The sequence below is a fragment of the Brevundimonas sanguinis genome (assembly GCF_029636725.1).
GTDB lineage: Bacteria > Pseudomonadota > Alphaproteobacteria > Caulobacterales > Caulobacteraceae > Brevundimonas > Brevundimonas sanguinis.
Genome location: NZ_CP116770.1, coordinates 94,152 through 116,782, shown reverse-complemented (window position 1 = coordinate 116,782; position 22,631 = coordinate 94,152). Strand labels below are relative to the sequence as shown.

22 protein-coding genes are annotated in these 22,631 nt (G+C 68.0%); 12 read left to right on the top strand and 10 right to left on the bottom strand.

All coding sequences use genetic code 11. The annotated features are described in order from the left end of the window. Window positions 1-144: 144 nt before the first annotated feature. The 3 genes from dnaK (at window position 145) to dapB (ending at window position 4,186) form a co-directional block, all read left to right on the top strand. Window positions 145-2,052: a molecular chaperone DnaK gene (gene dnaK, locus PIB44_RS00525; protein ID WP_025976350.1), complete on the top strand. Its 1,908-nt coding sequence runs from the start codon at window positions 145-147 to the stop codon at window positions 2,050-2,052. Window positions 2,053-2,231: 179 nt separating this feature from the next. After that, the gene (dnaJ, locus tag PIB44_RS00520) at window positions 2,232-3,440 is read left to right on the top strand and encodes a molecular chaperone DnaJ (RefSeq protein WP_278070069.1); all 1,209 of its coding nucleotides are present in this window, start codon (window positions 2,232-2,234) and stop codon (window positions 3,438-3,440) included. Next, the gene (gene dapB / locus PIB44_RS00515; protein WP_025976348.1) at window positions 3,437-4,186 is read left to right on the top strand and encodes a 4-hydroxy-tetrahydrodipicolinate reductase; all 750 of its coding nucleotides are present in this window, start codon (window positions 3,437-3,439) and stop codon (window positions 4,184-4,186) included. Before dnaJ ends, dapB begins: the two co-directional genes overlap by 4 nt. A gap of 28 nt (window positions 4,187-4,214) precedes the next feature. Here dapB and PIB44_RS00510 read toward each other — a convergent pair whose 3' ends face one another. The 3 genes from PIB44_RS00510 to coaBC are packed head-to-tail and all read right to left on the bottom strand — an operon-like array spanning window position 4,215 to window position 6,354. Further along, entirely contained in the window at window positions 4,215-4,616 is a 402-nt protein-coding gene (locus tag PIB44_RS00510; RefSeq protein ID WP_025976347.1) for a BLUF domain-containing protein, read from the bottom strand. 48 nt (window positions 4,617-4,664) lie between these two features. Then, window positions 4,665-5,114, bottom strand: a complete 450-nt coding sequence (dut, locus tag PIB44_RS00505) for a dUTP diphosphatase (protein ID WP_278070068.1) — start codon at window positions 5,112-5,114, stop codon at window positions 4,665-4,667. A 4-nt stretch (window positions 5,115-5,118) separates the two neighbouring features. Further along, complete coding sequence (gene coaBC, locus PIB44_RS00500; RefSeq protein WP_278070067.1) at window positions 5,119-6,354, bottom strand: bifunctional phosphopantothenoylcysteine decarboxylase/phosphopantothenate--cysteine ligase CoaBC; 1,236 nt, start codon at window positions 6,352-6,354, stop codon at window positions 5,119-5,121. 132 nt (window positions 6,355-6,486) lie between these two features. Between coaBC and PIB44_RS00495 the strand changes: the two genes are divergently transcribed. Then, on the top strand, window positions 6,487-6,999 hold the full coding sequence (locus PIB44_RS00495) for an S-type pyocin family protein (RefSeq protein ID WP_278070066.1): 513 nt from the start codon (window positions 6,487-6,489) through the stop codon (window positions 6,997-6,999). A 12-nt stretch (window positions 7,000-7,011) separates the two neighbouring features. On the opposite strand, the gene PIB44_RS00490 is transcribed toward PIB44_RS00495, so the two are convergent. After that, window positions 7,012-7,875 (bottom strand): glutamate racemase, encoded by an 864-nt coding sequence (locus tag PIB44_RS00490; RefSeq protein ID WP_278070065.1) that lies wholly within the window; start codon window positions 7,873-7,875, stop codon window positions 7,012-7,014. 205 nt (window positions 7,876-8,080) lie between these two features. Between PIB44_RS00490 and PIB44_RS00485 the strand changes: the two genes are divergently transcribed. Both PIB44_RS00485 and PIB44_RS00480 read left to right on the top strand, forming a co-directional pair. Further along, window positions 8,081-10,180, top strand: coding sequence for a M3 family metallopeptidase (locus tag PIB44_RS00485; RefSeq protein WP_278070064.1), 2,100 nt, complete (start codon window positions 8,081-8,083; stop codon window positions 10,178-10,180). Window positions 10,181-10,575: 395 nt separating this feature from the next. After that, the gene (locus tag PIB44_RS00480) at window positions 10,576-11,541 is read left to right on the top strand and encodes a magnesium and cobalt transport protein CorA (RefSeq protein WP_278070063.1); all 966 of its coding nucleotides are present in this window, start codon (window positions 10,576-10,578) and stop codon (window positions 11,539-11,541) included. Between the two features lies 1 nt (window position 11,542). On the opposite strand, the gene PIB44_RS00475 is transcribed toward PIB44_RS00480, so the two are convergent. Both PIB44_RS00475 and ppc read right to left on the bottom strand, forming a co-directional pair. After that, a complete protein-coding gene (locus tag PIB44_RS00475) occupies window positions 11,543-11,818 on the bottom strand; it encodes a hypothetical protein (protein WP_278070062.1) in 276 nt (91 codons plus the stop codon). Window positions 11,819-11,979: 161 nt separating this feature from the next. Further along, window positions 11,980-14,685, bottom strand: a complete 2,706-nt coding sequence (gene ppc / locus PIB44_RS00470) for a phosphoenolpyruvate carboxylase (RefSeq protein WP_278070061.1) — start codon at window positions 14,683-14,685, stop codon at window positions 11,980-11,982. A gap of 312 nt (window positions 14,686-14,997) precedes the next feature. Here ppc and ffh point away from each other — a divergent pair, with 312 nt between their 5' ends. The 4 genes from ffh (at window position 14,998) to PIB44_RS00450 (ending at window position 18,483) form a co-directional block, all read left to right on the top strand. After that, window positions 14,998-16,521, top strand: a complete 1,524-nt coding sequence (ffh, locus tag PIB44_RS00465; RefSeq protein WP_278070060.1) for a signal recognition particle protein — start codon at window positions 14,998-15,000, stop codon at window positions 16,519-16,521. 24 nt (window positions 16,522-16,545) lie between these two features. Then, window positions 16,546-17,058: a 30S ribosomal protein S16 gene (rpsP, locus tag PIB44_RS00460; protein WP_025976337.1), complete on the top strand. Its 513-nt coding sequence runs from the start codon at window positions 16,546-16,548 to the stop codon at window positions 17,056-17,058. A gap of 109 nt (window positions 17,059-17,167) precedes the next feature. Then, window positions 17,168-17,695 (top strand): ribosome maturation factor RimM, encoded by a 528-nt coding sequence (gene rimM / locus PIB44_RS00455; protein ID WP_278070059.1) that lies wholly within the window; start codon window positions 17,168-17,170, stop codon window positions 17,693-17,695. Window positions 17,696-17,778: 83 nt separating this feature from the next. Continuing rightward, window positions 17,779-18,483, top strand: a complete 705-nt coding sequence (locus PIB44_RS00450) for a glutathione S-transferase N-terminal domain-containing protein (RefSeq protein ID WP_278070058.1) — start codon at window positions 17,779-17,781, stop codon at window positions 18,481-18,483. A gap of 37 nt (window positions 18,484-18,520) precedes the next feature. Here the strand turns inward: PIB44_RS00450 and PIB44_RS00445 are convergent, their stop codons facing one another. Then, the gene (locus PIB44_RS00445) at window positions 18,521-18,694 is read right to left on the bottom strand and encodes a YegP family protein (RefSeq protein WP_082891494.1); all 174 of its coding nucleotides are present in this window, start codon (window positions 18,692-18,694) and stop codon (window positions 18,521-18,523) included. 127 nt (window positions 18,695-18,821) lie between these two features. On the opposite strand from PIB44_RS00445, the gene PIB44_RS00440 reads away from it, so the two are divergent. Next, on the top strand, window positions 18,822-19,055 hold the full coding sequence (locus PIB44_RS00440; RefSeq protein ID WP_134581884.1) for a KTSC domain-containing protein: 234 nt from the start codon (window positions 18,822-18,824) through the stop codon (window positions 19,053-19,055). On the opposite strand, the gene PIB44_RS00435 is transcribed toward PIB44_RS00440, so the two are convergent. Continuing rightward, a complete protein-coding gene (locus PIB44_RS00435) occupies window positions 19,015-20,184 on the bottom strand; it encodes a benzoate/H(+) symporter BenE family transporter (RefSeq protein WP_253120782.1) in 1,170 nt (389 codons plus the stop codon). The two genes, PIB44_RS00440 and PIB44_RS00435, sit on opposite strands and share 41 nt — an antisense overlap. Before the next feature lie 153 nt (window positions 20,185-20,337). After that, on the bottom strand, window positions 20,338-21,135 hold the full coding sequence (locus tag PIB44_RS00430) for an enoyl-ACP reductase FabI (RefSeq protein ID WP_162140912.1): 798 nt from the start codon (window positions 21,133-21,135) through the stop codon (window positions 20,338-20,340). Window positions 21,136-21,267: 132 nt separating this feature from the next. Between PIB44_RS00430 and PIB44_RS00425 the strand changes: the two genes are divergently transcribed. Next, entirely contained in the window at window positions 21,268-21,609 is a 342-nt protein-coding gene (locus tag PIB44_RS00425; protein ID WP_278070057.1) for a DUF2794 domain-containing protein, read from the top strand. A 238-nt stretch (window positions 21,610-21,847) separates the two neighbouring features. On the opposite strand, the gene PIB44_RS00420 is transcribed toward PIB44_RS00425, so the two are convergent. After that, window positions 21,848-22,600, bottom strand: a complete 753-nt coding sequence (locus PIB44_RS00420; RefSeq protein WP_025976331.1) for a Bax inhibitor-1/YccA family protein — start codon at window positions 22,598-22,600, stop codon at window positions 21,848-21,850. Window positions 22,601-22,631: the final 31 nt, after the last annotated feature.

The following is a 22,631-nucleotide window of genomic DNA, read 5'->3' as shown; positions in this document are numbered from 1 at the left end:
TTGTCCGCCGACCTCGTCCACCGCCGCACCGGGCCTCGCGTCCGGCGCGGCATGATTTCAAAAGCCCATCAGGGGGCGGTCACGCGCGGCGCTTGATCCAAGGCCGCCGCATCGCCCGCCGCAAGGAGTGAAAAAGACAAGCCCATGGCCAAGATCATCGGCATCGACCTCGGCACGACCAACTCGTGCGTCGCCGTCATGGACGGCAAGAACCCCAAGGTCATCGAAAACGCCGAAGGCGCCCGCACCACCCCGTCGGTGGTCGCCATTCAGGACGGCGGCGAAATCCTCGTCGGCCAGCCCGCGCGCCGTCAGGCGGTGACCAACCCCGCCAACACCTTCTTCGCCATCAAGCGCCTGATCGGCCGCAATTTCGATGACCCGGTGGTGGCCAAGGACAAGGGCATGGTGCCCTTTGAGATCGTCAAGGGCCCGACCGGCGACGCCTGGGTCCAGGCCCACGGCAAGGACTATTCGCCCCAGCAGGTTTCGGCCTTCACCCTGGGCAAGATGAAGGAGGCCGCAGAGGCCTATCTGGGCGAGAAGGTCACCCAGGCCGTCATCACCGTTCCGGCCTATTTCAACGACGCCCAGCGTCAGGCGACCAAGGACGCCGGCAAGATCGCCGGCCTGGAAGTCCTGCGCATCATCAACGAGCCGACCGCAGCGGCCCTGGCCTACGGTCTTGAGAAGAACGACGGTCAGAAGATCGCCGTCTACGACCTGGGCGGCGGCACCTTCGACGTCTCGATCCTGGAGATCGGCGACGGCGTGTTCGAGGTGAAGTCGACCAACGGCGACACCTTCCTGGGCGGCGAAGACTTCGACATGCGTCTGGTCGACTACCTGGCCGACGAGTTCAAGAAGGAGCAGGGCGTCGACCTGCGCTCGGACAAGCTGGCCCTGCAGCGCCTGAAGGAAGAGGCCGAAAAGGCCAAGAAGGAGCTTTCCTCGACGACCCAGTACGAGGTCAACCTGCCGTTCATCACCATGAACCAGTCGGGCCCGCTGCACCTGAACATCAAGCTGTCGCGCGCCAAGCTGGAAGCCCTGGTCGACGACCTGGTCGCCCGCACCATCGAGCCGTGTAAGAAGGCCCTGGCCGACGCCGGCCTGAAGGCTTCGGACATCGACGAAGTGGTGCTGGTCGGCGGCATGACCCGCATGCCCAAGGTGCAGGAGGCCGTGAAGGCCTTCTTCGGCAAGGAGCCGCACAAGGGCGTGAACCCGGACGAGGTCGTGGCCCTGGGCGCCGCCGTTCAGGCGGGCGTGCTGCAAGGCGACGTCAAGGACGTGCTGCTGCTGGACGTGACCCCGCTGACGCTGGGCATCGAGACGCTGGGCGGCGTGTTCACCCCGCTGATCGAGCGCAACACCACCATCCCGACCAAGAAGGCCCAGACCTTCTCGACCGCTGACGACAATCAGTCGGCCGTGACGATCCGCGTCTTCCAGGGCGAGCGTCCGATGGCCGCCGACAACAAGATCCTGGGTCAGTTCGATCTGATGGGGATCCCGCCGGCGCCGCGCGGCATGCCGCAGATCGAGGTCGCCTTCGACATCGACGCCAACGGCATCGTCCACGTCACCGCCAAGGACAAGGCGACCAACAAGGAGCAGTCGATCCGCATTCAGGCCAACGGCGGCCTGTCGGACGCGGACATCGAGCAGATGGTCAAGGAAGCCGAGGCCAACGCTGCCGCCGACAAGGCCCGCAAGGAGCTGGTCGAGGCCCAGAACGGCGCCGACAGCCTGGTCCACTCGACCGAGAAGGCCCTGGCCGAGCACGGCGACAAGATCGACGAAGCGACCAAGGCGACCATCCAGTCGGCCCTGGACGATCTGAAGTCGGCCAAGGACGGCACGGACCCCGAGGCCATCCGCGAGAAGACCAACACCCTGGCTCAGGCCTCGATGAAGCTGGGCGAGGCCATGTACGCCGCCCAGCAGGGCGGGGCTGAAGGCGGCGCCGAGGGCCAACCGGCCGACGACGGCGTGGTCGACGCCGAGTTCGAGGAAGTCTCGGACGCGGACGAGAAGAAGGACGCCTAAGACGGCGCCTGGCTAATGTTCGGCCCCGCTTGTCAGACGGCAGGCGGGGCCGTTTCATGAAACTTGCATCATTGGACCGGGCGCCCATGTCATCAGGCAGGCTGCCGGTCATCCGCAAACGGAGCGCCTCCGATCAAGAGAGGCCTGAAGCGGCGGGAAAGTAAGAGGACGAACGCCTGATGGCGCAACGTGACTATTACGAGATTCTGGGGGTCGAGCAGACGGTCGATGCGGCCGCGCTCAAGAGCGCCTATCGCAAGCTGGCGATGGAACACCACCCTGACCGCAACGGCGGCTCTGAAGAGTCCGTGGCCCGCTTCAAGGAGATTTCCGAGGCCTACACCGTCCTGTCCGACGAGCAGAAGCGCGCGGCCTATGATCGTTTCGGCCATGCCGGCGTCAACGGTGGCGGCGCGGGCGGGGGCAACCCGTTCGGCCAGGGCGGCGCGGGCTTCCACGACATCAACGACATCTTCTCCCAGGTCTTCGGCGACGCCTTCGGAGACGCCTTCGGCGGCCGGGGCGGCGGCGGACGCCAGAACCACGGGCCGCGCCGCGGCTCGGACCTGCGCTACGACCTTGAGATCACGCTGGAGCAAGCCTATCAGGGCGCCGAGGTCGAGATCGCCATCCCGACCCTGATGAGCTGTGAGGTCTGCGACGGCTCGGGCGCCAAGGCGGGCACCAAGCCGACCATCTGCAACACCTGCGGCGGCGCCGGGCGGGTGCGTCAGGCCAACGGCTTCTTCCAGGTCGAGCGCACCTGCCCCCGCTGCGGCGGCTCGGGCGAGATGATCGCCGACCCCTGCACCACCTGCCGGGGCCACGGCCAGGTCCGCAAGACCCGCAAGCTCAGCCTCAAGGTGCCGGCGGGCGTCGACGACGGTTCGCGCATCCGCCTGTCGGGCGAGGGCGAGGCGGGCCAGCGCGGCGGGCCGCGCGGCGACCTTTACGTCTTCCTGTCGGTCACGCCGCACGAACTGTTCGAGCGCGACAACCTGGATCTGCTGGTCACGGTGCCGGTGCCGATGACGGTGGCGGCCCTGGGCGGCGTTGTGGACGCGCCCTGCCTGATCTCGGACGCCTGCGACGGGAAGTGCAAGGCCCCGGTCGAGGTGCCTGCGGGCGCCCAGACCGGCAAGACCGTCCGCATCAAGGGCAAGGGCATGCCGCACCTGAACGGGCGCGGCCGCGGCGACCTGGTGGTCGAGCTGTTCGTCGAGACGCCGACGGATCTGAACGCCCGCCAGAAGGAGCTGCTGGCTGAACTGGCCGCGTCGCTGGGCGAGAGCCAGACCCCGCGCAACACCAGCTTCGCCGGCAAGGCCAAGCGCTTCTGGGCCGACATCCTGGGCGGCGACGCCGACAATCCGAAAGAGACCGCGTGAGCGACATCTTCCACGCCGGCATCTCCGGCGCCCGGGGCCGCATGGGCCGCGCCGTGTCTCAGGTTCTGGACGCCCGCGAGGACGTGGTGGTCGCCGCCCGTTTCGATCGCGGCGAGACCGTCGATCTGAAGCTGTGCGACGTCATCATCGACTTCTCGACGCCCGAGGCCTCGGTGGCTCTGGCCAAGGCCTGCGCCGAGGCGGGCGGTCCGGCCCTGGTGATCGGCTCCACCGGGCTGGCGCCCGAGCAGGAGGCCGAGATCGAGGCCGCCGCCGAGAAGATCGCCATCGTCATGAGCGGCAACTTCTCGCTGGGCGTGAACATATTGATCGGCCTGGTCGAGCACGCCGCCCTGCGGCTCGACGCGCGCGACTGGGACATCGAGGTGCTGGAGACCCATCACCGGCGCAAGGTCGACGCGCCTTCGGGCACGGCCCTGATGCTGGGCGAGGCGGCCGCCAACGGCCGGGGCCGCGAGCTGGCCGAGCTGCAAAGCGCCCCCTATGACGGCATCACCGGCCCGCGCGAGCCGGGCAAGATCGGCTTCGCCTCCCTGCGCGCCGGCGGGGTGATCGGCGAACACACCGTCATGTTCGCCTCGGAAGACGAGATGCTGACCCTGTCGCATTCAGCGATCGACCGCAGCCTGTTCGCCAAGGGCGCGGTGGCCGCCGCCGCCTGGGTGCGCAACCGCCGCCCCGGCCTCTACGACATGCAGGACGTGCTGGGCTTCCGTCAGGCGTGACAGACTAGAGCGCGATCGTATCGCGGCCTCAGGCCGCTTCGGACAACAGTTCGGTCATGGCGGCGCGCCAGGCGCAAAGGTCCTGCGAGCGGGCTGCGATCAGGTGTCGGAGCGCCTCGGACTGACGAGGCGACGGCGCCGTCATTCCCCACGCGGCGAAGCTGCGGCGCTCGATCGTGTCCCTGACCAACACCTCGATATCTTCATGCCGTTCATCGAAATGCAGATGCAGCATGAGGATATCCAGCGCGCTGGGCGAGCCTTCGAGGATCTGAACGAACACGCCGTCTTGCAGGGTCAGGGCCCCGCTGATGCCGTTGCGGGCGTTCAAATAAGCCGCGACATCGACGATGTCGGCGATCGCCTTAGCCTCGTCTTCGCGAGCGAGCCGTGACCGGCTGAAGTAGACGAGCTGTTCCAGCGTGTTCATGACCGCCACGCTAAACCAGTATCTAAGGATGTGAAAGTAGAGTCTTCATCAACGCCCGGTTGAACCGAATCCGCCCGCGCCCCGGTCGGTTTCGTCCAGGGCTTCGACCTCGACGATCTGCGCCTGCTCGTAGCGGGCGATCACCATCTGGGCGATGCGGTCGCCGCGCTTGATCTCGAACGGCAGCTCGCCGTGGTTGACCAGGATGACCCCGACCTCGCCGCGATAATCGCTGTCGATGGTGCCGGGCGAATTCGGCGCCGAGATTCCGTGCTTCAGCGCCAGGCCCGAGCGCGGGCGCACCTGAGCTTCGTACCCGGGCTCCAGGGCGATCTTCAGACCAGTGGGCACCAATTTGCGCTGGCCGGGCTCCAGCACCAGGGTCTCGCCCTCGGCGAGGGCGGCGCGAAGGTCCATGCCGGCCGAACCGGCGGTCTCATAGGCGGGCAGGGCCAAGCCCTCGGCGTGGGGCAGGCGTTCGATACGGAGGGCGGTCATGGTCTCAAGCCTTGAAGTGATCGGCGATGCGCTGGGCCAGCTTCCTGGCGACTTGGGTCTTGGACTGGCGCGGCCAGGGCTCGTCGCCATTGCGGGTGAACAGGGTCACGGCGTTTCCGTCCGAGCCGAACACCTCGTCCGAGACGTCATTGCCGACGATCCAGTCGCACCCCTTGCGGGAGAGCTTGGCGCGCGCGTTGGCTGCCAGGTCGCTGGTCTCGGCGGCGAAACCGACCACCAGTCTCGGGCGGCGAGGGCCGGGCGCGGAGACGCCCGCCAGGATGTCGGGGTTTTCGATCAGCGCCAGCGACGGCGGCCCGCCCGGCGCCTTCTTGATCTTGCCCGAGGCCACGCCGTCCACGCGCCAGTCGGCGACGGCGGCGCTCATGACGGCGATGTCGGCCGGGAGCGCCGCGTCGACAGCGGCCTTCATTTCCGTGGCGGCCTCGACCCAGACGCGGGTCACGCCCACGGGCGCGTCCAGCGCCACCGGGCCGGAGATCAGCGTCACCTGCGCCCCCAGTTCGGCCAGGGCGGCGGCGACCGCATAGCCCTGCTTGCCGCTGGAGCGGTTGGTCAGGCCGCGCACCGGGTCGATCGGCTCGAACGTCGGCCCGGCCGTCACCACGGCGGTGCGGCCGGTCAGCGGGCGTCCATCCGGTCCGGCAAGCAGACGGGCGATGGCGTCCAGGATGACCGGGGGCTCGGCCATGCGGCCTGGCCCGAACTCGCCGCAGGCCATGACGCCGTCGTCCGGTCCGACCACGGCCGTGCCGTGGAAGCCGTCGAACCCCTTCAGCCGCGCGACATTGGCCTGAACCGCCGGGTGCAGCCACATGCGCACGTTCATCGCCGGGGCCAGCAGCACCTTCTTGTCGGTGGCCAGAAGCGTGGTCGAGGCCAGGTCGTCGGCCATGCCGTTGGCCGCCTTGGCGATCAGCCCGGCCGTGGCGGGCGCGACCACTACCAGATCGGCCCAGCGCGACAGTTCGATATGGCCCATGGCGGTTTCGTCGTCCGGCATGAACAGGTCCTGTCGGACCGGCTGGCCGGTCAGGGCCGCCAGCGACATGGGGGTGACGAACTCGGCCCCGGCTCTGGTCAACACGGTCATCACTTCGACGCCCGCCTTGCTGAGCAGGCGGATCAGCTCCAGCGCCTTATAGGCGGCGATGCCGCCGCCGATGATCAGCAGGACCTTGCGGCCGGCCAGGGCGCTGGAAAGCGAGGGTGCGGTCATGAACCAAGGTCTAGCGGCGTGGCGTGACGGCGTCGAGACAAAGCGACGTCGCCCCCGTTTGCGCGACAGGGCTTTGCCGGGCGATGAAAATCATGCCTAACTGCGTTCTTCAGAGATATCGGGAGGGGCGCCATGCGTATGCGGATGTCTGCGGCTCTGGCTGCGGCGGTTCTGGCTCTGGCGGGATGCGATAGCGGCGGTTCGGCGGTCGAGACGCGCGATCGCAGCGCCGCCGAGCCGGTCGGCTTGATCTCGGCGAGCGGGCCGGACGATGCGGCGGCCGCCGCGTCGCCGGACGCGGCCAAACCCGCCGTCACCGCCAACCGGCGCGAGACCGCCGACGCCAAGGTGCAGCGGCTGTATGAGCGAAACGGCGCCGACTTCGGCGCCCGCTCGGCCGACGACTACCTGCAGAAGGTGCGGAGCTTCACCGAGGCGACGCCGAAGGGAACCGAGACGGTGAAGCGCGCCAACGGCGACACCCTCTTCTATCAGGCCGCGACCAACACCTTCGCCGTGGTCGACCGCAACGGCGTGCCGCGCACCATGTTCAAGCCGGACGACGGCCCGGCCTACTGGGCGCAGCAGAAGGAGCGGGCGCCGACCTTCGGCCAGCGTCGTAACGCGACGCGATCGGCGGAATAGCGGCGGGGCGTCTTAGGCCGCCTCGAACGTCAGGGGCGCGCCCCAGAACTGGGCGACCAGGTCCGATTGCGGGCCAGGCGTTCCGGTGGTCAGGAAGTCGCGGCGGGCCGAGGAGCCCAACTCATATTCCGGATGGCGCCCGAAATAGCGCTCCAGCGAGTCGGCGACGGCGGCGGGCTGGCTGATGATCTGGACGCCGGGCGGCAGGGCCTGGGCGAACAGGTCGGCCACGATCTCATAGTGGGTGCAGCCCAGGACGGCCTTGTCCGGATGGCGGCCGATCCGGCGGCGCAAGGCGTCGACGTGGTCGTCGATGACCACCTTCAACTCCTCCGGCGGGGCGCCCAGTTCGATCAGGCCCGCCAGGCCGGGGCAGGCCTCGGTGAAGACGGCCAGGTCGTCGCGGCGCTTGTCGATCTCGATCTCATAGACGCGGCTCATGGCCGTGGCGGCGGTGCAGAAGACGCCGGTGACGTCGATGGCCTGCTTCTTCTCGCCTTCCAGCCGCCCGTTGCGTTCGGCCTCATAGGACCAGGGCAGGCCGGTGGCCGCCTCGATGGTGGGCACGATGATGCCCAGCACGTTGATCGGACGGCCCAGCTTTTCGCGCATCTCCGGAATCCAGGTCTGCTGCAGACGGCGCAGCGCAATGGCCGAGGCTGTGTTGCAGGCCAGCACGACGATAGAGGCGCCCGCCTCGAACAGGCGCTCGCATCCGGCGCGGGTCAGTTCGACGATGTCCTCGCCGCCGCGCCCGCCATAGGGGGCGTGCGCCTGATCGCCCAGATAGATGAAGTCCCGCGTCGGAAAGCGGGTCGTGAGTTCGCGGTGGACCGTCAGGCCCCCCACGCCGGAGTCGAAAACGCCTATCGCCATGCAGCGGCCTTTAGACCTGCGGGGTTTCGCCGTCCAATACTTAGGACTAAACCGGATTTATGGGACGCTCTCGGACCCTGCGCCGAAGGATGTCCAAAACAGCTATGGTTGGGAGACCTGGATGCATAGACGCCATCTTCTCATCGGAGGCGCGAGCCTCTTCGCCCTGTCGGGCTGCGCTTCGGCCGGGGCCGTGGAGAACGCGGTGAGCGGCGCCGTCGCCGCCCTGACGACCGCCGATGAGGCCCGGATCGCCCGCGCCGTCCTGCCGGCGACCGCGCCGCGCGCCGAGCTGCTGCAGCCCTGGACCGGTCCGTATGAAGGCGTGCCGCCGTGGGCCAAGGTGACGGCGCCCAAGATGCGCGAAGCCATCCTGGAAGGCATCGAACTGCAACGCGCCGACATCGCCGCCATCGCGAACAACCCTGAGGCGCCGACCTTCGCCAACACCATGGCGGCGATGGAGATGGCGGGCGAGCCGCTGGACCGCGCCATGAACGTGTTCAGCGTCATGACCTCGAACATCGGCGGCGAGCAGTGGGACGTGCTGGAAACCGAGCTGTCGCCGATCCTGTCGGCCGCCTCGGACGAGATCACCTTCAACGAAAAGCTGTTCGCCCGCATCAAGGCTGTGGCCGACGGCGCTGACGCCGCAGGCCTGAACCCCCAGCAGAAGCGTCTGGCCGAGCGCAGCCGCGACGCCTTCGTGCGCAACGGCGCCGCCCTGGACGCCGCGGGCAAGGCCGAGCTGGGCCGCATCAACACCGATCTGTCGAACGCCTTCACCAGCTTCGGCCAGAAGGTCGTGGCCGACGAGAACACCTGGACCGTCATCACTGATGAGGCCGGGCTGAAGGGCCTGCCGGACTCCAACAAGGCCGCCGCCGCCGCCGCCGCGCGTTCGCGCAACGTCCAGGGCTGGGCCATCATCAACACCCGCTCCAGCGTCGATCCCTTCCTGACCTTCGCCGACGACCGCGCCCTGCGCCAGCAGGTCTGGACCAAGTTCGTCAAGCGCGGCGACAACGGCGACGCCAACGACACCAAGTCGACCATCGCCCGTATCGTCGCCCTGCGTCAGCAGCGCGCCAAGCTGCTGGGCTTCGGCAACCACGCCGAATGGCGCATGCAGGACACCATGGCCAAGACCCCGGCCGCAGCGATGGACCTGATGCAACGCGTCTGGGCCCCGGCCAAGGCCCGCGTCGCCGAGGAAGTCGCCGACATGAAGGCGATCGCCGGTCACGACATCGAGCCGTGGGACTATCTCTACTACGCCGAGAAGGTGCGTAAGGCGAAGTACGACCTCGATCAGAACGAGCTGAAGCCCTACTTCGAACTGCACGCCGTGCGCGCGGCCTCCTTCTACATGGCCGAGCGCCTGTACGGCTTCGTCTTCAAGCCGCTGGCCAAGGGGACCGTCTCGACCTTCGAGCCGGACGTGACCACCTATGAGGTCACGGACAAGGCCACCGGCAAGCTGATCGGCCTGTTCTACGCCGACGACTTCGCCCGTCCGGGCAAGCGTTCGGGCGCCTGGATGACCACCTATCGGTCCTTCTCGCAGCTGACCGGCTCCAAGCCGATCCTGGCCTCGAACAACAACAACTTCGTCAAGGCGCCGGACGGTCAGCCCCTGCTGATCTCGCTGGACGACGCCGAGACCCTGTTCCACGAGTTCGGCCACGCCCTGCACTACTTCTCGTCGGTGGTGACCTATCCGTCGTTCGGCAATACGCCGCGCGACTTCGTGGAATATCCGTCGCAGGTGCATGAGCACTGGGTGCTGACCCGGCCCATCCTCGATGGCTATATGAAGCACGTGGAGACGGGCCAGCCGATGCCGCAGGCGCTGGTGGACAAGATCGAGGCCTCCTCGACCTTCAACCAGGGCTACGCCACGGTCAGCTACCTGTCCTCGGCCCTGGTCGACATGGACCTGCACACGCAGGCGACGCCGCCGACCGACATCGCCGCCTTCGAGAAAGCCTCGCTGGACCGTCTGGGCATGCCCAAGGAGATCGTGATGCGGCACCGCCTGCCGCAGTTCAATCACCTGTTCACCTCGGACGCCTATTCGGCCGGCTACTATTCCTACCTGTGGTCGGAAGTGATGGACGCCGACACCTGGGCCTACTTCGAAGAGTCCGGCGACGTCTTCAACCCGGAGATCGGCGGCCGCTTCAAGTCGATCATCCTGGCGCCGGGCAACACCACCGACCGCGGCGACGCCTATCGCCAGTTCCGCGGCCGCAATCCGGACGTGGCGGCCCTGCTGAAGGTGCGCGGCTTCCCGACTTCTTAAGAGTGGGCCTACCGCCCTTCGGGCTACTTGAGGCCCGTTAGCGCCTAGGGCCGCGTCGGGTCGAGAAGGCGAAAGCCTTCTGACCGCGGCCCAACCAAAGAGAGGGCCTGGCGGAGTGATCCGCCGGGCCTTTTCTTAGTTCGTTCATACGCCGTCATCCTCGGGCTTGACCCGAGGATCGGATTGTCGGCCTGCTTAACGATGACCCGTCGCGGGGCTCGGCGCTCGATCCTCGGGTCAAGCCCGAGGATGACGAAGAGGGGGCCTCGACGGCGCCCGCGTTCATGCTAAGCCTTGGCGGCGTCACGGGCCGCGTCGGGTCGAGACCCGTAAGGCGGCGCGAAGCAGCCAGGGTCGAGCCTTCTGACCGCGGCCCCGCCAAAGAAGGAGCGCCCATGAGCGTCGTCGCCTCCTACGTCTACAAGGACGGCAAGCGGGTGCGCGCGGCGCCGCTGACGGATCAGGGCCTGGCCCTGGCCAAGGGCGAATACCTGTGGATCGGCCTGCATGAGCCGACGGACGAGGAGTTCGATGTCCTGGTCCGACGTTTCCACCTGCACCCCCTGGCGGTCGAGGACGCCCTGACGGCGCACCAGATCCCCAAGCTGGAGGTCTATGGCTCCGAACTGTTCATCGTCGCCCGCACGGCCCAGGCCAAGGGCGACCGCATCCTGTACGGCGAGACTCACGTCTTTATCGGCCCCAACTACGTCATCACCATCCGCCACGGCTCGGCCCGCGCCCACACCCAGTTGCGCGCCCAGCTGGAGGCCTCGCCCCACCAGCTGAGCCACGGCCCGGACTTCATCCTGCACGGAGTGCTGGACTTCATCGTCGACGGCTACATCCCCATCATCGACGCCATCGAGGACAAGGTGCTGGAGATGGAGCAGGTGGCCCTGGACAGCTTCCTGTCGCGCGCCGACATCACCCGCCTGTTCCAGCTGCGCCGCGAACTGGTGAAGTTCAGCCGGGTGCTTGGGCCGATGGAGGAAGTCAGCGTCAAGCTGCAGTCGCTGGACCTGCCCTGCATCGACCGCGAGGTGCGGCCCTACTTCCGCGACGTGGCCGACCATGTGCGCCGCGTCGCCAGCCGGGCGGCGGGCCTGCGCGACATCCTGGCCTCGGTGTTCGAGGTGTCCAACCTGCTGGAGCAGCAGCGCCAGGGCGTCATCACCCGCAAGCTGGCCGCCTGGGCCGCCATCCTGGCCACGCCGACGGCGGTGGCGGGCATCTACGGCATGAATTTCGAACACATGCCGGAGCTGCGCTGGACCTATGGCTATCCGGCCGTTCTGGCCTTCATCGTCGCCATCTGCATCGGCCTGTACGTCACCTTCAAGCGGACGCGTTGGCTGTGATTCATCCTGCCCGTGCGCGCGCCTGCGCATAGGTCAGCCGGGCCGACTGCGGCAGTTTCTCCAGAGCCTCGTCGCGCACGCCGCCCAGGCAGCGGATGCGGGCGACGCCGCTGTATCTCTGGCAGAGACGCCGGGCGGCGCGCATCACATCGCGGTCGAAGGCTGCCGCGCCTTCCCGCGAAGCCAGGTCGCGGACGTTGATGGCGAGGCGGCTGTCCGCCGAGGCGACGCCTGCCGAGGCCAAAAGAACGGCGGCTGAACAAATGATCCTGAGCATGGGCTTCCAACCTTTTTAAAGTCGCGTTGCGGCGACGACGGCTGGGAGATCACGCGGCGTTTCAAGCGGAACGGAGTTCGTTCAAGGGCTGATTTGCGACGCTCGCATAAGAATGGGTCACCTTACCGGCGCGTCATCTGAGGGCCGCAAGGCGGCCTTGCTCAGCCGCTGTTCCTGAGGCCTGCCGCCACGCCGTTGATGGCCAGAAGGATGCCGTTGCTGACGCGCGGATCGTCGTCGCCTGCGCGGCGGCGGCGGATCAGCTCGATCTGAACATGGTTCAGCGGCTCGACATAAGGCATCCGCTGGCGGATCAGCCGGTCCAGTTCGGGCTGACCGCCCAGCAGGGCGTCCTGGCCGGTGATCGACAGGACGGCGGCGACGGTGCGGTCCCATTCGGCGCGGATAGAAGCATAGATGCGCTCGGCCAGAGCGGGGTCGGGGACCAGGCCGGCGTAGCGCCGGGCGACGGCCATGTCGGCCTTGGCCATGACCATCTCCATGTTCTGGATGACGGTGCGGAAGAAGGGCCAGGTTTCGGCCATGGCGCGCAGTTCGGCCGGGTCTTCGCCCTGGACCGCCGAGCCGAAGCCGTACCAGCCGGGCAGCATGACCCGCGACTGCGACCAGCTGAACACCCACGGAATGGCGCGCAGGTCCTCGATGGCGGGCGAGGCGGTGCGGCTGGCCGGGCGCGAGCCGATCTTCAGGTCGGCGATCTCGGCGATCGGGGTGGCGGCGCGGAAATAGTCGACGAAGCCGGGCGTCTCATAGACCAGGGCGCGGTAGGCCTTCATCGAGGCGGCCGACAGGCGCGCCGCCGTTTCGCCATAGCGCGCGCTGTAGCCTGCGTCGGACTGCGGCCCCAGCGAGGCCAGCAGCGTCCCGCAGGTCAGGGCGTCGAGGTTGCGTTGGGCCACCTCCGGCTCGCCGTATTTGTTGGCGATGACCTCGCCCTGTTCGGTGACGCGGATGCGGCCTGCGACGGTCCCGGCGGGCTGGCCCAGCACGGCCGAGAAGCTTGATCCGCCGCCGCGCCCCACGGCGCCGCCGCGCCCATGGAACAGCTGCAGCCGCACCCCCGTCGCGCGCGTGACCTCCAGCAGGGCGCGCGAGGCCTCGTGCAACTCCCAGCCCGAGGTCAGGTAGGAGCCGTCCTTGTTGGAGTCCGAATAGCCGATCATCACCTCCTGCACCCCGCGCGCCTCGGTCACGGCGCGGGCGGACGGCTCGGCCAGGACGCGTTCCAATGTGGCGCGGGCGGCGCGCAGGTCGTCGATGGTCTCGAACAGGGGCGCGGCCTGGATGGGGCAGGCGGACGCGTCGGCCGGGTCGTAGAGGCCGACTTCCTTGAGCAGCAGATAGACCTCCAGCATGTCCGAAGCGGCGTCGGTCTTGGACACGATGTGGGTGCGGATCGCCTGCGGGCCGAACGTCGAAAGAGCCTCGGCGGCGGCCTGAAGGATGGCGCGCTCCTTCAGCGTCTCGGGGGCATAGTCCGCATAGGGAGAAAACAGCCGGCGGGGACTGGTCAGCTCGCGCGCCAGCACGGCCAGCCGCTCAGCTTCGTCCAGGGCGGCGTAGTCGGGGCAGACGCCCGCGACCTTCAGCAGGTCGGCGACCACGCGCTCATGCACGTCCGCGTTCTGGCGCAGGTCCAGCGTCGCCATGTGGAAGCCGAACACGTCCGCCGCCGTGATCAGTCGCGTCAGCCGGTCGTCGGCGAAGACGGCGCCGTGGGTCCGCACCAGACTGTCGTGCAGGATGTTCAAGTCGGCGCGGAAGGCGTCGGGGCCGTCATAGGGCGGAGCCTTAAATCGGGCCGGGCGCGGCGTCGGCTCGCCGGTCAGGGCCGGATAGGCGGCCGACAGGCGGGCGTAGATCTGGCTGAGCGCCCGGCGATAGGGTTCGTCCGCGCGCTGGATGGAGGCGTCGCCCGAGCCTTGCGCCAAGGCGGCCAGTTCGGGCGTGACGCGGGTCAGGTCGATGGACAGGCTGAGCTCGGCGCCCAGGGCGTGCACCTCGTCCAGATAGAAGCCGAGCGCTGCGCGGGCCTGACTGCGGAAGGCGGCGCGCAGGGTGTCGGCGTCGACGTTCGGGTTGCCGTCGCGGTCGCCGCCGACCCAGGAGCCGATGCGCACGAAGGGCGTCAGGTCGGGCGCCTCCAGCAGGCGCCGCCATTCGGCCAGCTGGGCCGGGGCGACCTGCAGGAAGATGCGCCGCAGCCAGTCGACCACGATGTCGATCTCGTCCTGCACCACCGGGGCCGAGGCCCGCGTCAGCCGCGTGGCCCACAGGATGACGATCTGACGGCGCAGGGCCGCCTTCAGCGTTTCCGGTTCGCAGGCGATCCCAGCGCGGTCGCAGCCGTCCAGCAGTTCGCCGACCGCCGCCGTGCGGTCGATAACGCTCTTGCGCCGCACCTCGGACGGGTGGGCGGTCAGCACCGGCGAGATCAGGGTCTGGCTCAGCAGGTCGCGCACCGCGCCCCTGTCGACGCCCGCTTCGGCCAGTCGTTTAAGCACGCCTTCGGGGGTGTCCGCCCGCTCCCCCGCCTCGGCCTGGGCCTGGGCGCGGCGCTTGCCCGCCCGGTCCTCAGCGACATTAGCCAGCAGGGAGAAGGCGGCGAAACCATGCGTCAGGCCGATGGCCTGATCCAGCGACAGGTCGCCCAGCAGACGCTCCAGTTCCGAAGCATCGTCCGAGGCCGGGTCGCGGTGATAGGCGACGGACGCCTTTCGCACGGCTTCGATCCGGTCGTAGAGCGCCTGTCCGCCCTCGTCGCGGATCACCTCGCCCAAAAGGGCGCCCAGAAGCCGAACCTCATCGCGGAGGCGGTCGTGGGGAAATTCCGAAGTCTGGCTCATGGATTGTCTCTCAAGGGCGAGGCCGGAAGCGAAACCGTATCAGGGTGATCCCGGTGCGCTAGTCCACGAGGCAACGCGCCAACCCCCTGAGCGGTCGCCTTTCGTCTTGAGAACGGAGTCGACATCGCCTTGCTTTTCCGCCATAAGCCGCGACTTCCGGCGCAATTGAACCTGCGCCTCCACCCGCACGACCCCTGATTTTCTTCAGGACGAGGCGGGAGAGGGCCTCTGTCGACGTGATCGTTCGCAGAGGTCGCCCGCCTATGGGCGCTGCTCACGGAGGCCAAGGCCCAGGCGCATGAAAGGGTTTGAATGTTTGAGGCTCTGAACGAGCGGCTGACAGGCGTCTTCGACCGGATCACCGGACGCGGCGCCCTGTCCGAAAAGGATGTCGAGGAGGCCCTGCGCGAGGTCCGCGTCGCCCTGCTCGAGGCCGACGTCGCCCTGCCGGTGGTCAAGGACTTCATCGCCCGCGCCAAGACGGCCGCGACCGGCGAGGACGTCATCCGCGCGGTCAAGCCCGCCGATCAGGTCATCAAGATCGTCTATGACGGCCTGGTCGACATGCTGGGCGGCGAAGAGCCGGTTCCGCTGAACACCAATGCGACCCCGCCCGCCGTCGTGCTGATGGCCGGTCTGCAGGGCTCGGGCAAGACGACGACCTCGGCCAAGCTGGCCCTGCGCCTGTCGAAGTTCGACAAGAAGAAGGTCATGATGGCCTCGCTGGACACGCGTCGTCCGGCGGCCATGGAGCAGCTGGCCACCCTGGGCCAGCAGATCGAGGTCGCGACCCTGCCCATCGTGGCGGGCGAGAGCGCAGTCCAGATCACCCGCCGCGCGCTGCAATCGGCCAAGCTGCAGGGCTTCGACGTCCTGATCCTCGACACCGCCGGCCGCATCACCCTGGACGAAGGGCTGATGAACGAGGTGGCCGAGGTCGCGCAGATCGCCAAGCCGGTCGAGACCCTGCTGGTCGCCGACAGCCTGACCGGTCAGGATGCCGTGCGCACCGCCACCGCCTTCCACGAGCGCCTGCCGCTGACCGGCCTGGTGCTGACCCGCGCCGACGGCGACGGTCGCGGCGGCGCCATGCTGTCGATGCGCGCCGTCACCGGCCTGCCGATCAAATATCTGGGCGCGGGCGAAAAGGTCGATGCGCTGGACGTCTTTGACGCCCGCCGCGTCGCCGGCCGCATCCTGGGTCAGGGGGACATCGTCGCCCTGGTCGAGAAGGCCGCGGGCGAGCTGGACCAGGCCAAGGCCGAGAAGATGGCCCGCAAGCTGGCCAAGGGTCAGTTCGACCTGGACGACTTGGCCGGCCAGCTGAACCAGATGAAGAAGATGGGCGGTCTTCAGGGCATCATGGGCCTGCTGCCCGGCGTGGCCAAGCTGAAGAACCAGATGGCCGAGAACAACGTCTCGGACAAGATGATCGACCGCCAACTGGCCGTCATCAACTCCATGACCAAGGCCGAGCGCAAGAAGCCGGACCTGCTGAACGCCAGCCGCAAGAAGCGCGTGGCCAAGGGCGCCGGCGTCGAGGTCCAGGACATCAACCGCCTGCTGAAGCAGCACCGGCAGATGGCCGACATGGTCAAGTCCCTGTCCAAGGGCGGCGGCAAGAACCTGCAGAAAATGGCCTCCATGATGGGCGGCCTGCCCGGCATGGGCGGCGGCGGTCCGGACATGAACCGCTTGAAGGCCCTGGGCGGCGGCAAGATGCCGGAACCCTCGGCCGATGAAATGAAAGCCATTCAGGACCGCCTGGCGGGTCTGGGCGGCGGACAACTTCCGGGGGGCCTTCCGGGTCTGCCGGGCTTCCCCAAAAAGAACTAACGCCTTTCTAGAAAGAGACTGAAAATGCTGAAGATTCGTCTGTCCCGCGGCGGCGCCAAGAAGCGCCCCTACTACCACATCGTCATCGCCGACTCGCACGCCCCGCGCGACGGCAAGTTCATCGAGCGCGTCGGCAGCTACAACCCGATGCTGCCGAAGGACAGCGCCACCCCGCGCATCGTCCTGAAGGCCGACCGCATCGCCGAGTGGCTCGCCAAGGGCGCCCAGCCGACCGACCGCGTCGCCCGCTTCATCAGCCAGAGCCAGGACGAAGCGCTGGCCGGCAAGGTCCAGTGGGTCCAGGGCAACAACCCGAAGAAGGCCGAGCCGGGCAAGAAGGCCCAGGAACGCGCCGCCGAGCGCGCGCAGCGCGAAGCCGACCGCCTGGAAGCAGAAGCCGCCGCCAAGGCCGAGGCCGCTGAAGCCGCCGCCGCTGCTGCCGCCGCTCCGGCCGTGGAAGAAGCTCCGGCTGAAGAAGCCCCTGCGGCTGAAGCGCCTGCCGAAGCCGCCGCTGAGGCGACCGAAGAGCAGGCCTAAGCCTTACTTTTCATCCGGCTGCGGCCGGCTGAAACGGGAAAGCAGCGTCCTTTCGGGGCGCTGCTTTTCTGCTATCTGGACCCCATCGCATCGGTAAACGGAGCCCGGTATGAGCAACGAAGACAGACTGATCCTGGTGGGCCAGATCGGCGGCGCCTTCGGCGTGAAGGGCGAGGTGCGCATCAGCGCCTATACCGCCGACCCCATGGCCCTGGTCGGCTATTCGCCGCTGCTGGGCGCCGACGGCAAGCCGGCGCTGACCCTGATCTCGGCCCGGCCGGACAAGGCGGGCGTGGTGGCGCGGGTCAAGGAGATCGCGACCAAGGAAGAGGCCGACGCCCGGCGCGGCCAGAAGCTGTTCGTCACGCGCGACGCCTTGCCGGAGCCGGAGGAGGACGAGTTCTACCTGACCGACCTGGTCGGCCTGGAGGGGCGTGATCCGGCCGACGTGGTGCTGGGCAAGGTCAAGTCGGTCCAGAACTTCGGCGCCGACGACATGCTGGAGATCGCCCCGGCCGAGGGCGGCCCGACCTGGTACCTGCCCTTCACCCGCGAGGCGGCGCCGGAACTGCACATCAACGAAGGCTGGCTGCGCATCGTCCGCCCGACCGAAGTCAGCGACCGCGACGAAGACTGACGCGCGGACATTCGCCGCATGGGCGGTTGCGGATCGTCTTACGGTTCCCGACATGGACAGGGTCACACCAGCCGGAGCGTTCCATGGCCGACCTGTCCGCCTTCCCCGTCACCCGTCAGTTTCCGCCGCAGCATCCGGACCGGCTGCAGCTCTATTCGCTGCCGACGCCCAATGGGGTGAAGGTGTCGATCCTGCTGGAGGAACTGGGTCTGCCCTACGAGGCCCATCTGGTCGACATCGGCAAGGACGAGACCTGGACGCCGGAGTTTCTGTCGCTGAACCCCAACGGCAAGATTCCCGCCATCATCGATCCCCACGGCCCGGGCGGAAAGCCGCTGCCCCTGTTCGAATCCGGCGCCATCCTGGTCTATCTGGCCGAGAAGATGGGGCGCTTCCTGCCCGCCGATCCGGCCGCGCGCTATGAGACCCTGCAGTGGGTCTTCTTCCAGATGGCGGCCATCGGCCCGATGTTCGGCCAACTGGGCTTCTTCCACCGGTTCGCCGGGCGCGAGTACGAGGATAAGCGGCCGCGCGATCGCTACGTCGCCGAGTCCAAGCGGTTGCTGGGCGTGCTGGAGGGAAGGCTCGAGGGTCGCGACTGGATCATGGGCGCCGACTACACCATCGCCGACATCGCCATCCTGGGCTGGGTGCGCAACCTGATCGGCTTCTATGAGGCGGGCGATCTGGTCGGCTTTTCCGACTTCCCGCGCGTCGGCGCCTGGCTGAAGCGGGGCCTGGCGCGTCCGGCGGTGCAGCGCGGGCTGGAGATCCCGGCGCGGGCGTAAATGGAGGCGGGGGCGCGACTCCGCGGCCCCGCCCGACCTAGACTTCTTCGGTCGGGGCGTCGCCGACGTGCTTCTTGATCGACTCTATGGCCCGCTTGGCGCCCGACTTGTCGGAATAGCCCTCGGTCGAGAAGATGACCTCCGAGTTGTATTTGAACCGGACGCGGAACTCGCCGGCCTTGTCTTGGTAGACCTCGAACTTGTGCGCCATGATCGCCTCACTTCGCAGGCCCCAGTCGGCCCAAGGTCAAGCTGACATAGTCGCTTCGCTCGTCAATGCCCCGCCGAACACGGGTGCGTGAGGGGGAGCCGAGACGCCGGCTGGCCGTTCTCCCCTTATGCCGTCCAGCGTCATCCGCCGCTTCCGCTATGACGAGGCCGCCCGTCGATTGCGGCTGACCTTCGTCTCGGGCGCCGTCTACGACTACGACGACGTGCCGCCGGAGGTAGCCAAGGGTCTGGCGCAGGCGTCGTCCAAGGGGCGCTTCTTCGGGCTGCGCGTTCGCGACCGCTATCCCTGTCGCCGGGTGTTCAGCGCGCGCCAATCCAGCGACGCGCCGCCAGGGCGATGAAGCCGACCGCCAGGCCCCAGAAGGCCGAACCCACCCCGAACAGCGCCATGCCCGACGCCGTGGCGGCGAAGGTCAGCACGGCCGCCTCGCGATTCTTGACCTCGCTCATCATGGCGCCCAGCGACCCGGTCAGGGGCGCGATCAGGGCCAGTCCTGTGATGGCGGCAAGCGCGCCGGTCGGCATGGCGATGAACAGGCCCGCCAGCGGCGCCGCGAACAGGGCGACGACCAGATAGAACAGGCCGTAGATCACCCCCACGGTCCAGCGTCTGGCGGGGTCAGGGTGGGCGTCCGGCTCGGTGCAGATGGCGGCGGTGATGGCGGCCAGATTGACGCCGTGTGCGCCGAAAGGCGCCAGAAGCGTGCTGGTCAGCCCGCCCCAGAAGATCAACTTTCCGGCGGGCGGGGCGTAGCCTGCAGCCCTCAGCACCACCAGACCGGGCAGGTTCTGCGAGGCCAGCGTCACCAGATACAGCGGCAGGGCCAGACTGACCGCCGCCTTCCAGTCGAAGGCTGGCATGACCGGCGATAGGGCGCCGAACAGGCCGGTTCCCTCGGGCAGGGCGACCTGACCGCGCACGGTCAGAACCGCGAAGGCGACGACCAGAACGGCGGGCAGGGACCAGGCGGGCGCCAGCCGACGCATGACCAGAAAGACCAGCAGCAGTCCCGCCGCCAGCATCAGATCGGTCGGGAACACGAGAAACAGCTTGAGGCAGAAAGGCAGCAGCACCCCCGCCAGCATGGCCGAGGCGACGGCCGCCGGAATGCGCTCGGCCAGCCGTCCCAGCGCCGGGACCAGCCCGGTCAGCACCATCATCAGCCCGGCGATGACGAAGGCGCCCACGGCCGTCGACCAGCCGAGGCCCAGCGTCGAGGCCGCCAGCAGGGCCGCACCGGGCGTCGACCAGGCCAGCACGACCGGCATCTTCAGTCGCCAGCTCAACACCGCGCCGGGCAGGCCGATGCCCAGGCACAGAGCGGTGACCATGGAGATGATCTGGCCGGGCGACGCGCCCATCGCCTGTCCCGCCTGAACGATCAGGGCGACCGTGCCGCCGAAGCCGACGACGGTGGCCACCGCGGCGGCGGAAAAACTGGCGGGAGGAGGCAGGCGCGCGGAACTCATGCGCCCAAGCTAGGCCGGGCGGCGGCGTGTCTAAAGCGGAAACCTATCTTCCGCTCATCTCGGCGTCAGCCGGGATGAGCGGGTAGTGGAGGAGATGCAAAAAAGGCCGCCGGTTCGCCCGACGGCCCTCTGTGTTCGCATGAAGTCGGGGGTTCAGCCCTCCATGTCGTCCGGCAGGCCGACGGCGTGGAAGCCGGCGTCGACGTGGACGACCTCGCCCGTGGTCGAGCGGCCCAGGTCCGAACACAGCCACAGGGCGGCGCCGGCGACGCCTTCCATCGAGGTCTCTTCCTTGATCAGCGAGAACTGGGCCGACTTGGAGTGCAGGCCGCGCCCGCCCGAGATGCCCGCCAGCGACAGGGTGCGCATGGCGCCCGCCGAGATGGCGTTGACGCGGATGCCCTTCGGTCCCAGGTCGCGCGCGATATAGCGGGTGGCGGCTTCCAGCGCGGCCTTGGCCACGCCCATGGTGTTGTAGTTGGGGATGACCCGCTCGGAGCCGAGGTAGGTCAGGGTGATCATCGAGCCGCCGTTGGGCATCAGTTTCGCCGAACGCTTGGCCACGTCGACGAAGCTGAAGGCCGAGATGTTCATGGCCAGCAGGAAGCTGTCGCGGGTGGTGTTGTCGACGAAGGAGCCCTTCAGCTCGTCCTTGTTGGCGAAGGCCACCGAGTGGACGACGAAGTCGATCGTGCCGAACTCCTTCTCCAGCTCGGCGAAGGCGGCGTCCATCGAGGCGTCGTCGGTGACGTCGGCCTGGATCAGCAGCTTGGCGCCGACGCTTTCGGCCAGCGGGCGCACGCGGCGCTCAAGACCCTCGCCCAGATAGGTGAAGGCTAGCTCGGCGCCCTGGGCGGCCAGCTGCGAGGCGATGCCCCAGGCGATGGAGTTGGAGTTGGCCACCCCCATGATCAGGCCCTTCTTGCCCTTCATGAGTTCGCCGGTGGGCATGTCCCAGCCTTCGCTCGTCGCCATGGTTCGTCTCCGTATCTAGAACTTGATCCGCCTTTTGGACGGGCGCGCGGCGGGTGACAAGTGAGTGCTGACGCTGGCGTTTATCCGCTAGCGGCCTAAGCTGGCGTCATGAGCCTCGACGCCGACAGTTCGAATGCGCAGCCGCAGGCTGGTCCCGTCTTCTTCGACCGCCGCGAACTGGACCAGATGCTGCGGGTTTATGGGCGGATGGTGGCGGCGGGCGAATGGCGCGACTACGCCATGGCCGGGGCCAGGGAGCACGCCGAGTTCGCCGTCTTCCGCCGCCACGGCGACGCGCCCGTCTATCGCATCGAGAAACGCCCCGCCCTGCGCCTGAAGCAGGGCCAGTGGGCCGTGATCGGCGAGGGCGGCCATGTGCTGAAACGCGGCCGCGATCTGGCCCAGGTGCTGCGCGTGTTCGACAGCCGCAAGTTCACGGTGGTGGAGTAGGGCGGTCTCGCCCTCGTCCTCGACCTCTCCTTGCCGTCAGCCTCAACCCCTCTCTCCGCCGTCATCCTCGGGTCAAGCCCGAGGATGACGGAGGCAATGGCGCCAATTCCAAAGAAAAAGGCCCCGACGTCGCCGTCGGAGCCTCATTCTTTCTTGGCCTATCGCCCTTCGGGCTGCTTGAGGCCGACGCTCAAGTCGGCCGTGACGGCGTCACGGCCATAGCGCACTCAAAAAGCCTCTATTCGCGGCTGCCGCCCATGAAGGCCAGCAGGAACTGGAACAGGTTGATGAAGTTGATGAACAGGCTCAGGGCCCCGAAGCCCGTGGCCACGCCCATGGCGTTCTTGTCGCCGCCCAGGGCGTAGTAGGTCATCTTCAGACGCTGGGTGTCATAGGCGATCAGGCCCGAGAAGATCAGCACGCCCAGACCCGAGATCACCAGGCCGAACATGCCCGACTTCACCAGGAAGGCGTTGACCAGCATGGCCAGGATCAGGCCGATCAGGGCCATGATCAGGAAGGTGCCCATGCCGCTGAGGTCCTTCTTGGTCGTGTAACCGACCAGGCTCAGACCCGCGAAGGCGGCGGCGGTGACGAAGAAGGTCGAGGCCAGCGAACCGCCCGTATAGCGCAGGAACAGCACGCCCAGACCGGCGCCGATGGTGGCCACCACGGCCCAGTAGAGCATGTTCACGCCCTTGGCCGTCGGGTTCTTCATGAAGAACATGGAGCCGAACAGCATGACCAGCGGCGAGAACTGGATGATCATGCCCAGCATGGTCAGGCCGATGCGGCCGTCCGGCATGCGGGCGAACAGCAGCTGCTGCACGGCGGGGACGTTGCCGGTGACGTAGGCCAGGACGCCGGCGACGACCAGACCGATCGCCAGCTTGTTGTAGACGCCCAGCATGAAGGCGCGCAGGCCGGCGTCGACGGACATGTCCGCCGACTGCGGAAGCGGGCGCGCATAGCCGTTGTTGAAATCGCTCATCGCGAAAGAAGTCTCCCATTCGGCGGGATGG